This is a genomic window from Mesorhizobium sp. M1A.F.Ca.ET.072.01.1.1, from assembly GCF_004023325.1.
Taxonomy (GTDB): Bacteria; Pseudomonadota; Alphaproteobacteria; order Rhizobiales; family Rhizobiaceae; genus Mesorhizobium.
Map to the genome: position 1 here is coordinate 1 of NZ_RZSF01000266.1, position 9,544 is coordinate 9,544.

Here is a 9,544-nt window from a genome sequence, read left to right on the forward strand (position 1 = left end):
GCTTTCGCCGCACGAGGCGAAGACGCCCAGACTTTCGCCGATCGCCTCCAGGTCGCGCGTCAGCCCGAGCAGCCCGGACATCGAATCCGGATTGTTGAAGATGAAGCGCTTGCCGCGGATGAGATCGAGCGGGATGACGGCCTTGCCATCCTCGGGCGAGCCAACCGACCGCCCGCCATCAGCCGGCATCACCAGCGCGCTGGAATAGAGCTCGCCCTGCCCGCCCTCGAACGCGTCATAGCTTGGCTGAGCGACCACCTGCACATGCCTGGCCAGGCCGAGCTCCATCGGCCCCCAGCAGGTCTGGCCGAAAAGCAGCGCCGGGCTCAGCCAGAGCTGGTGAAAATCGAACTCGTCCGGGGGCAATGTCGCGGGGTCGGGCGCTATCAGCTTTCCGGCGCCGTCTTGGATGCCGCCGGACACCGGCGGCAGGTCGCGATTGCTGCGCGCCATTCTTTCCGGCGCGTCGATACCTCTCCGTCGAAAAGCGTCGCGGAGCTGCGCCCATTGCGCGTCGATCTCGCCACGAACTTCCGGCCAGTCATACATCGGCAGAGCCGCAATCAACTTGCTCATGACGAACAGCTTTCAAAACAGGCGGTCATCGGCGCCTGAATTCCGCGGCGATAAAGCAGTCGCGAAAGTTCGAAATTACTCTTTGGGCGGCTCAGCCGGCACCGGAGCCGTGCCAAGTCCACTCACATTACGCGCTCTGATACGCGGTTTGAAGGCGCGGCCGGGTTCGGGCGCGCGGCGCAGCACCGGATGCACCACTGGCTCCTTGGCTTTGAAGGCAAATGATTTGATCAGCGCGAAATAGTTCGGATAGACGTAGCCGTTGTTCATCCGCAGCCATTCTTCGCGGCGATCGCGAAACATCTTCGGCAGTCTGTACCAGGCGACGGTCGGGCTCTTGTGGTGCACGAAATGCAGGTTGTTGTTGAGGAACAGGAAGGAGAGCGGCGACCGCTCGACGATGATCGTGCGGCCCTCCGGGTGTTCCGACCACTGATGCTCGGCATAGGTGCGCACCGAAATCAGGGACTGGCCAAGCCACACCGGCCCCAGGATGTAGAGCCAGAGCGGGATGCCGAAGCCGAAGGTCACGATCGGCACGACCACTGCAAGTCCGACGGCATGCAGCAGCCAGGCTTTGCGGATCGCCTTGTCGCCGGCGGCCATCTGTCTGGCGTCGTCGAGGAAGAAGCCGATCGACGACAGCCAAGGTCCGAGAACGAAGCGGCCGACCATTGTGTTGTTGATCTTGAGCAGGAACTTCATCGCCGGCGGCATTTCCGCATGCATCCAGAGCGCCTGGTAATAGCTTTCCGGATCGTCGAGCGGGTCGGTCAGCCGCTCGTCGGCGTGGTGGCGAAGATGGATCGCCTTGAAACGGCGGAACGGCCAGACCAGCCCGATCGGCAGGACGACGAAGGCTTCGTTGATGCTGGCGTTGCGGGTCGGATGGCCATGCAGCACTTCGTGCATCAGCGAGGATTGCAGGGCCAGTATCAAGGCCAAGGCGACAAGGGCCAGCAGCGAATAGGAAGGCCAAAGCAGGAAGCCGGTGGCAAGCCAGGCGCCATAACAGAACAGTGTGAGGAATACTGTCGGCCATTCCACGGCCGGTGTGCTGCTGTGTCTCTTGCGTATGCCAGTCATGCTATCGACCACTGCCTTCCAGTCGCCGGAACCACTTTGATTCCTGACAGCATTGTGTCAGGAGCCTGTCGTTGTCGCAACGCGACAAAGTGAACAACGTGTTGCGAATGCGCATTTTTGGCTGCAGATGTTATATATTGTAAACAGATTTGGGGATTCATTTGCGCCTGAGCACCTACCCAGCAGGCCTGGGCGCAAATTTTTCCTCCACTGGAAAGGAGCGGCGTGATGGACAAGCGTGATCTGTCGACGGTCTTCCGAGAGCGCCTGAAATTGCTCTTGACACGCTCGGACTTGAACCAGTCGGCCTTCGCGAGCGCCGTCGGCATCGATCGTTCGGCGCTGTCGCAACTCCTGTCGGGCGCCTCGACGCGCCTGCCCCGCGCCGAGACGCTTCTCAACATTGCCGCCGAGTTCAAGGTATCGCTCGACTGGCTGCTGGGCCTTAGCCAGGACGAAGGCGTCACCGGCGAGATTCGCGAAAGCCTCGAGATCGAGGAGGCGCCGGACGGCTTTGACCGCACGCTACTTGCCAAATGGCACGCCGAGGCGGTCGGCACCAAGATCCGCTACGTGCCGGCGGGGATTCCGGACCTCCTGCGCACCGAGGCCCTTGTCGAATACGAGGCCGGCATTACCAACAAGAGCCGCGAGGCGCAGGCCGGCGAAACGCAATACCGCATCGACTACAACAGGCGGCCCGAGACCGACATGGAGGTCTGCATGCCGCGCCATACGCTGGAGATTTTCGCACGCGGGCTCGGCGTCTGGGACCGGTTCCCGGAAGCCGAGCGCCGCCGGCAATTGCTGCACATGGCAACGCTCCTCGACGACCTTTACCCGACCTTCCGCCTGTTCCTCTATGACGGCCGCATGCGCTATTCGATCCCTTATACGATCTTCGGGCCGTACCGCGCCGCAATCTATGTCGGCGACATGTATCTGGTGCTGAACGCCACCCAGCCGGTCCGTACCCTGACCAGCCACTTCGACAATCTGATCCGAGCCGCCGACATCAACGCGCATGAGGCGGCGAGCTTCACGCAGAAGCTGGCCGGCATCTCTTTCCCCTCAGGCTCTGTCTGAACGTGACCATCATCGCCATGCTGGCATGCGGCGACCAACCTGGCCGACCCGTCCGTTTTAGGAAACTCATGCAAGAGCGGGGGCGCAAATTCATTGACTAGATATAAAGACTTCTTTATATCGTTATTTGAATTCAAGATGCGAAAGCCAGAGCCATGACCGCCACCAATCCGATCGACGCATTGCTTGCCGAAAAAGGCGTGCTGCTGGCCGACGGCGCCACCGGCACCAATTTATTCGCGATGGGACTTGAGGCCGGCGAAGCCCCCGAGCTGCTCAACGAGACGGCGCCCGACACCATCGCCGCGCTGCATCAGAATTTCGTCGATGCCGGCGCTGACATCATCCTGACCAATTCCTTCGGCGGCACCCGTCATCGGCTGAAGCTGCATCACGCTCAGGACCGCGTGCATGACTTGAACAAGCGCGCCGCCGAAATCGCCCGTTCGGTGTCCGACAAGGCAGGCCGCAAGGTGATCGTTGCCGGCTCCGTCGGCCCGACCGGCGAGCTTTTGGTGCCGCTCGGCGCTATGTCCTATGAGGAAGCGGTGGATGCCTTCGCCGAGCAGATCGAGGGCTTGAAGGCCGGCGGAGCCGAAGTCGCCTGGATCGAGACCATGTCGGCGCCGGATGAGATCCGCGCCGCGGCCGAAGCCGCGATCCGTGTCGGCCTGCCCTACACCTATACCGGTTCCTTCGATACGGCCGGCCGCACCATGATGGGGCTGTTGCCCAAGGATATCCACGGCGTTGCGGACGGACTATCGCAGGCTCCGCTTGGGGTGGGCGCCAATTGCGGCGTCGGCGCAGCCGACATCCTGGCGTCGCTGCTCGACATGACCGACGCGAAGCCGGAAGCCACCGTGATCGTCAAGGGCAATTGCGGCATTCCGGAATTCCGCGGCAGCGAGATCCACTATTCCGGCACGCCGGAACTGATGGCCGACTATGTCCGGCTGGCAGTCGATGCCGGCGCCAAGATCGTCGGCGGCTGCTGCGGCACCTCGTTCGCTCACCTTGCCGCGATGCGCAAGGCGCTCGACGCGCACACCAAGTCGGCGCGTCCGACAGTCGAGTCCATCGTCGAGCGCATCGGGCCGATGCGCAACAAGATAGCGAGCGCTGCCGAGGCAGGCGAAGGCCGTCGCGAACGCCGGCGCAGCCGCGCCTGAAGTTGGCCTGCTCTATTCGCTGTTTTCAGCGTAGCGCGACAGCGCCGTACCGAGATCGGTGGCGGCGCTGTTCTTGCCGTCGGCGCCCATCGTCATCAACGCGCCGGACGCGCGCGGGTCGCTGATCTGTTCCAGCATCACGCGAAAGCGGTCGTTGTTGAGCGCAGAGAGCGCCGTGTCGCGGGCCGCATCGACATTATTCCTGATCCGCGCGGATTCCGCCGACGGAGCGGACGGTGCTCGCGTCTGAAGATTGCCCGCAGTCGGCGTCACGTTCCCGGTGATATGCAATTCCAGCCCCTCACTTCTATCAGCTTTGACTAACAGGAGGGCATTGCGATCAAGTTCCGGAAAAGCCGCGCAATTTAACGATCGGCAAAAGCCGGCAGGTCCTCCGCCGGCTTTTTGTTCCATGGATGGCACCCGCCCTATCTGTTGGTGCCCAGCGACGAGGCTAGCCGCACCAGCGACAGGAATTCCGCCCTGTAGCCGAACGGATCAGCGCCGCGCGCGGCGTTGGCGATCTCCAGGATCCGGTCGTAGCCGAAATTCGCCGTCTGATCCGCGTCGCGCAGCTTCTGCCCGAAAGCCGCGACCGCGACCGAAAAGCGCTGGTCGACGCCGGCTTCATCGAAGGACGGCACCTCGTTGGCCGCGGTCACCGGTGTCGTGATCAGTTTCGAGACATTCTCGTTCGGCAGCTTGTAGCGGATTTTTACGAAGGCATATTCGCCCGCATTGGCAACGCCGCCATTGTCGACCTTCGCCTCGCCATAGCGCAACGGATCGACCTGCTCGGCGCCGCTTCCCTTAGGCGTGACCTCGTAGATCGCAGTCACCGAATGGCCGGAACCGATATCGCCGGCGTCGACGCGGTCATTGTTGAAATCCTCGCGCTTGAGCGCCCGCGTCTCATAGCCGACCAGGCGGTATTCCGAGACCTTGGCCGGGTTGAACTCGACTTGGATTTTCACGTCCTTGGCAATGGTGAACAGCGTCGAGGACGCGTCCTCGACCAGCACCTTCTCGGCCTCGGCAAGCGTGTCGATATAGGCGGCCGTGCCATTGCCGTTCTGGGCGATGGTCTGCATCATCTGGTCGTTGAGATTGCCGCGGCCGAAGCCGAACACCGAGAGAAACACGCCGGTCTTGCGCTCCTTCTCGATCAACCGTTTGAGTTCGTCGTCATCGGTCTGGCCGACGTTGAAATCGCCGTCGGTGGCAAGCATCACGCGGTTGATGCCGTCCTTGACGAAGGATTGCTGCGCAAGTTTGTAGGCTTCCTTGATGCCTGCCTCGCCGGCGGTCGAACCGCCTGGCTCCAGATTGTCTATCGCCGCAAGAATCTTCTGCCTTTCCGCGGCCTTTGTCGGCATCAGCACCGTGCCGGCATTGCCGGCATAGGTGACGATGGAGACGGTGTCGTCGGCCTTGAGCTTGCTGACCAGCAACCGGAACGCCGACTTCAACAGCGGCAGCTTGTCCGGCTCGTCCATCGAACCCGAAACGTCGATCAGGAACACCAGGTTGGCCTTCGGCGCCTCGACCGGCTTCACGTCAAAACCCTTGATCGCAACATGCATCAGCTTGGTGCGCTCGTTCCAGGGCGTCGGCATGACGGTGACGGTCGAATTGAACGGCGCCGCGGCCGAGTCCGGCCCCTTCCAGTCATAGGGGAAGTAGTTGATCATCTCTTCGACCCGCACCGTACCTGGGTCGGGCAGAATACCTTCCTTCAGCGAGCGGCGGACGAAGGAATAGGACGCCGTGTCGACATCGATCGAGAAGGTCGACACCGGATCCTGGGCGGCTTGGTGAACCGGATTGGTCTTGAAGGTCTCGATGCGGTCGCGGTTTTGCTCTTGCGGCTGCATTTGATCGGCCGGCATGGGCGCCGGCTGAACCATCGGCCTGGAACCAGCGACGGCGCCAGCCGGCATCTCTGCAGGCTGCATGGCGGTTGCCGGCGCCTGGGCATCCGCGCGTCCGCCGGCGGCCAGCTGGTCAACCTCCGCAGGTGCAGGCGGCGGCACAGGCAGCGCCTGTGGTGCTTGCTTGGCAAAGTCCTTCAACGCCCCGTATTCCTGCCTGGTCCGATCATCGGATCGGCTCAATTCAGTTTTCGGCGGCGATGCCGGTGCGACCTGCGCCTCGTCTTCGACACGCCTCTCGCTGTCGGCGCCGGTCTTCTTCTCCTTGGCAGGCGCGGCCGCCAGCGGCTCGCTGATCGCGGGCTGGTTCGGTATCGGCTTCTGCGCAACCGGCTTGTCGGCCACCGTTTCGGTGACCTTCCCGTTTGAAATAACGGGCGGCTGCTCCCTCAGCATCTCAAAAGCGGCATAGCCGGCGATAGGCAGCGCGACCAGCGCGGTCAGGGCCGGGGTGGCAATGAGTTTCCGTTGCATGATCTCTCTCCAGAGCCTTTGTGCTCGCTCCGTGAGACGAAGACCTGCCGGCGATCCTTGGGGGACGGTCGAAATTTTTTCGTTCAAGTCGAAGGCCTGCATCGCGGCGGCCAACGCACGCGTTTGCGCTTCGCTGTCCGGCGCCGGAACTGCCAGATTGCGCAGCCTTTCGAGTTCGTTGTCGTCGACCATGGTCACACTTCCCCGGCTGAGCGCATGAGCAGCTTCAGCCGTTTCTTCGCTTCATGGATGTGCCAGGAAACCGTCGCCTCCGAGATCGCCATCACCTCGGCCGCAGCCGCGTGGCTCAACCCTTCGCCATAGACGAGCAGCACCGCGTCGCGCTGCTTGTCCGGCAGCATGCGCACCGCCGCCCACAGCGCCTCTGCCGGGTCCTGGATTTCCGCCGATCCCTGTCCCGCAATCAGCGCATACGTGCCGAAGGCCTCGGTCTTGGCGCTGTCGCGGGCGCGCTTGCGCATCATGTCGCGCGAAGCGTTCAGTGTCATGGCGTAGAGCCAGGTCGTGAACGCGCCGTTGCCCTGATAGTCGCGGATTGCCCGGCCGAGCCGCACGCAGACATCCTGGGCGATGTCTTCGGCATCGGCCTTGCGGCCGCACCAGCGATAGGCGGCGCGATAGACGAAACCATAGTGCCTTTCGAGCAGTTTGCCGAAAGCCCCCCTGTCTCCGCCCCTCGCCCGCCCGATCAATTCGGCATCGGAGGCTTCGCTGTCGTCCAGCATCATCGCCGTCATTTGCCTGTTGGACGAAGGCTAATGGCGATTCCTTGGGGCGATGGAAAGATTTTTTTGCGGCAGCCTCCGCACCCTACCCTAAGGTCTCGGCGAACAGCGTGATGAGCCGCTTCCAATGGCGCTCGGCGCCCGCTTCGTCATAGACGCTGTGGTCCTTGACGCACCAGCCATGACCGACGCCGACATAGTTCTCGATCGTGTGGTCGACTTCGGCGACCCTGAGCGCCTCTGCCAGCCGGGCCGATTGCTCCGGCGGAAAGCTGCGGTCCACGCCGGCGACGCCGACGTAGATGCGTGCCTTGATCGATGCTGCCTTCCGATGCGGGCTGTCGGGCGCGTCGCTTGCCAGATTGCCGCCGTGGAAGCTGGCGGCGGCAGCAATGCGGTCGGGATAGGCCGCGGCGGCATTAAGAGCCCGTGCGCCGCCCATGCAATAGCCGACGACGCCGACCGGCCCGTCTAGGCCTTCGGCAGTGAGCGCATCGAGGAAGGCCGCGCTGTCGCGGATGGTCATCTCTTGCGTGGTGCCACCGCTCAGCGCCGTCAGTTGAGCCCTGGTCCTATCCTCAGCAAACGCAGTCTTCGGGTCGAACGGTCCATAGGGCACGCTGCGATAGAACAGATCGGGCACCAACACGGCATAGCCATGCCCTGCGAGGCGTTCGGCCATCTGGTCGAGCGTCGGCCGCGGGCCAAAAATATCCATGTAGAGGATGACGCCGGCCCTGGCCGCCGCCGCCGGTCGGAACAGCCCGGCCTTGGCCTTCCCGTCCCGGGTTTCGATCTCGATCTCTTGCTTGGCCATGCTGCTCTCCGTCGTATGTCGCGCGATAGATATCCGGCTGGAGCGGCCCCGCAAGACAATCCCGGAGCCTGGCGTTCAAGATTTCGTGCGGTTGGCCTTCATTTTACAGCCGAGCAAAGGCGGCCATATGAAAGGCCTGCACCTCTGGCGGATAGCGATAGTCCGCCCCATAGGGACATGCATTGCGGTCGAGGCAGCCGCTCGTGCGGCACAAGCCGCCACTGGGGCCGCGCACATGCCCAAGACAGGCTTCATGGGCAAAACCCTGCTCGGAATAGGCATCGACCGGGCAGGATTTCATGCAGGGTTTTTCGACGCAAGTGTCGCAGAGATGAATCGGTTCTCGAGGCTCGGGGAGGAAAATCTCTTCCTCGAACAGCAGCGCGCCGCGATAGGCATGCCAGAGCCCATACTGCGGATGCATGAGGATGCCGAGCGGCGACGGCTTCAACCCTTCCGCCCGCATCGCCCATTGCTGGAACGGCAGATAGGGCCTGTCGGAGGGCGACACGGCGCGAGCGCCGAACGCTTGCGCCACCGCGCCGATCACCTCCCGCGACCAGGTGTCGAGCGGGTTGACGATCCCGCTGGCCCGCTGCCCGAGCCAGCGCTGGAAGTGCGGCCAGGGTGCGGCGCCGGCCTGCCCAACCAAGAGGGCGGACTTCGCAGGCGCGCCTGAAAGCACCGCAGGCGCCACTTCATCACTAGCGAAGCGAAAGCCGCCCCGAAGGATCAGGCCGTCGGCGGCAAGCGCGGCCGCGGTCCCTTCGATCGTGCCGCGCGAAAAAGTCATCCCTTCTTGTCCGGGTCGGAGAACGCGCTCCGCCAGACTTCCTTATGGATGATGTTGGCGACTTTAGCCCGGCCTGACTCGGGCTCCTTTCAAGTGAAGGCGTCGGCCATCGAGGCCTTCTTCCTGTCGATGAAATCCTTCAGTGCCTCGTCGATCGCCGGATCGAGATGCGGTGCCTCGTAGCTTTCCAGCCAGCGACGAGCGAGCTCGTTGGCGCGCTGCGGCGCGGTCTTTTCGCCTTCGGCCAGCCACTGCTCATAGGAATTGTTGTCCGCGATGTTGGAGCGGTAGAAGGCGGTCTGGAAATTCGCCTGCGTGTGGTCGCAGCCGAGATAGTGGCTGCCCGGACCGACCTGGCGGATGGCGTCCATCGCCTGGCCGTTCTCCGACAGGTCGACGCCCTCGGAGAATTTTTGCGTCATGCCGAGCTGGTCGATGTCCATCATGAATTTCTCGTAGCAGGACGCCAGTCCGCCCTCGAGCCAGCCGGCCGAATGCAGCACGAAGTTGGTGCCGGCAAGGATGGTCGAGTTCAGCGTGTTGGCGCTCTCATAGGCCGCCTGCGCATCCGGGACCTTCGAGGCGCAGAGCGAGCCGCCGGTGCGGAACGGCAGGCCTAGCCGGCGCGCGAGCTGCGCTGCGCCATAGGAAACCAGCGATGGTTCCGGCGTGCCGAAAGTCGGCGCGCCCGACTGCATCGAGATCGACGAGGCGAAAGTGCCGAACAGCACCGGCGCGCCGGGCCTGATCAGCTGCGTGAAAGAGGCGCCGGCAAGCACCTCGGCCAGGATCTGCGTCAGCGTTCCGGCAACCGTTACCGGGCTCATCGCGCCGGCCAGGATGAACGGCGTGACAATGCAGGC

The 9,544-nt window shown here is 63.3% G+C and carries 10 protein-coding genes; 2 read left to right on the forward strand and 8 right to left on the reverse strand.

Going from position 1 to position 9,544, the window contains the following annotated elements; translation table 11 throughout:
• Nucleotides 1-576: phosphate ABC transporter substrate-binding protein (locus EOA32_RS27730; RefSeq protein ID WP_128373414.1), on the reverse strand; the 576-nt coding region annotated here is incomplete at its 3' end.
• A gap of 75 nt (nucleotides 577-651) precedes the next feature.
• Nucleotides 652-1,662: a fatty acid desaturase gene (locus EOA32_RS27735; RefSeq protein WP_066999712.1), complete on the reverse strand. Its 1,011-nt coding sequence runs from the start codon at nucleotides 1,660-1,662 to the stop codon at nucleotides 652-654.
• Nucleotides 1,663-1,890: 228 nt separating this feature from the next.
• On the opposite strand from EOA32_RS27735, the gene EOA32_RS27740 reads away from it, so the two are divergent.
• Both EOA32_RS27740 and bmt read left to right on the forward strand, forming a co-directional pair.
• A complete protein-coding gene (locus EOA32_RS27740) occupies nucleotides 1,891-2,748 on the forward strand; it encodes a helix-turn-helix transcriptional regulator (protein ID WP_066999708.1) in 858 nt (285 codons plus the stop codon).
• Between the two features lie 155 nt (nucleotides 2,749-2,903).
• The gene (gene bmt / locus EOA32_RS27745) at nucleotides 2,904-3,920 is read left to right on the forward strand and encodes a betaine--homocysteine S-methyltransferase (RefSeq protein ID WP_066999705.1); all 1,017 of its coding nucleotides are present in this window, start codon (nucleotides 2,904-2,906) and stop codon (nucleotides 3,918-3,920) included.
• Between the two features lie 12 nt (nucleotides 3,921-3,932).
• On the opposite strand, the gene EOA32_RS27750 is transcribed toward bmt, so the two are convergent.
• From EOA32_RS27750 to EOA32_RS27775, 6 genes are all read right to left on the reverse strand, one after another.
• A complete protein-coding gene (locus EOA32_RS27750; RefSeq protein WP_245299688.1) occupies nucleotides 3,933-4,334 on the reverse strand; it encodes a hypothetical protein in 402 nt (133 codons plus the stop codon).
• A gap of 14 nt (nucleotides 4,335-4,348) precedes the next feature.
• On the reverse strand, nucleotides 4,349-6,517 hold the full coding sequence (locus EOA32_RS27755) for a VWA domain-containing protein (RefSeq protein WP_128373415.1): 2,169 nt from the start codon (nucleotides 6,515-6,517) through the stop codon (nucleotides 4,349-4,351).
• A gap of 2 nt (nucleotides 6,518-6,519) precedes the next feature.
• On the reverse strand, nucleotides 6,520-7,083 hold the full coding sequence (locus EOA32_RS27760) for an RNA polymerase sigma factor (RefSeq protein WP_128373416.1): 564 nt from the start codon (nucleotides 7,081-7,083) through the stop codon (nucleotides 6,520-6,522).
• A 73-nt stretch (nucleotides 7,084-7,156) separates the two neighbouring features.
• Entirely contained in the window at nucleotides 7,157-7,888 is a 732-nt protein-coding gene (locus tag EOA32_RS27765) for a dienelactone hydrolase family protein (RefSeq protein ID WP_127241387.1), read from the reverse strand.
• A 103-nt stretch (nucleotides 7,889-7,991) separates the two neighbouring features.
• Nucleotides 7,992-8,681: a hypothetical protein gene (locus EOA32_RS27770; RefSeq protein WP_128373417.1), complete on the reverse strand. Its 690-nt coding sequence runs from the start codon at nucleotides 8,679-8,681 to the stop codon at nucleotides 7,992-7,994.
• Between the two features lie 89 nt (nucleotides 8,682-8,770).
• Nucleotides 8,771-9,544, reverse strand: a 774-nt coding sequence (locus EOA32_RS27775) for a trimethylamine methyltransferase family protein (RefSeq protein ID WP_189407426.1), incomplete at its 5' end; no start/stop codon positions are given.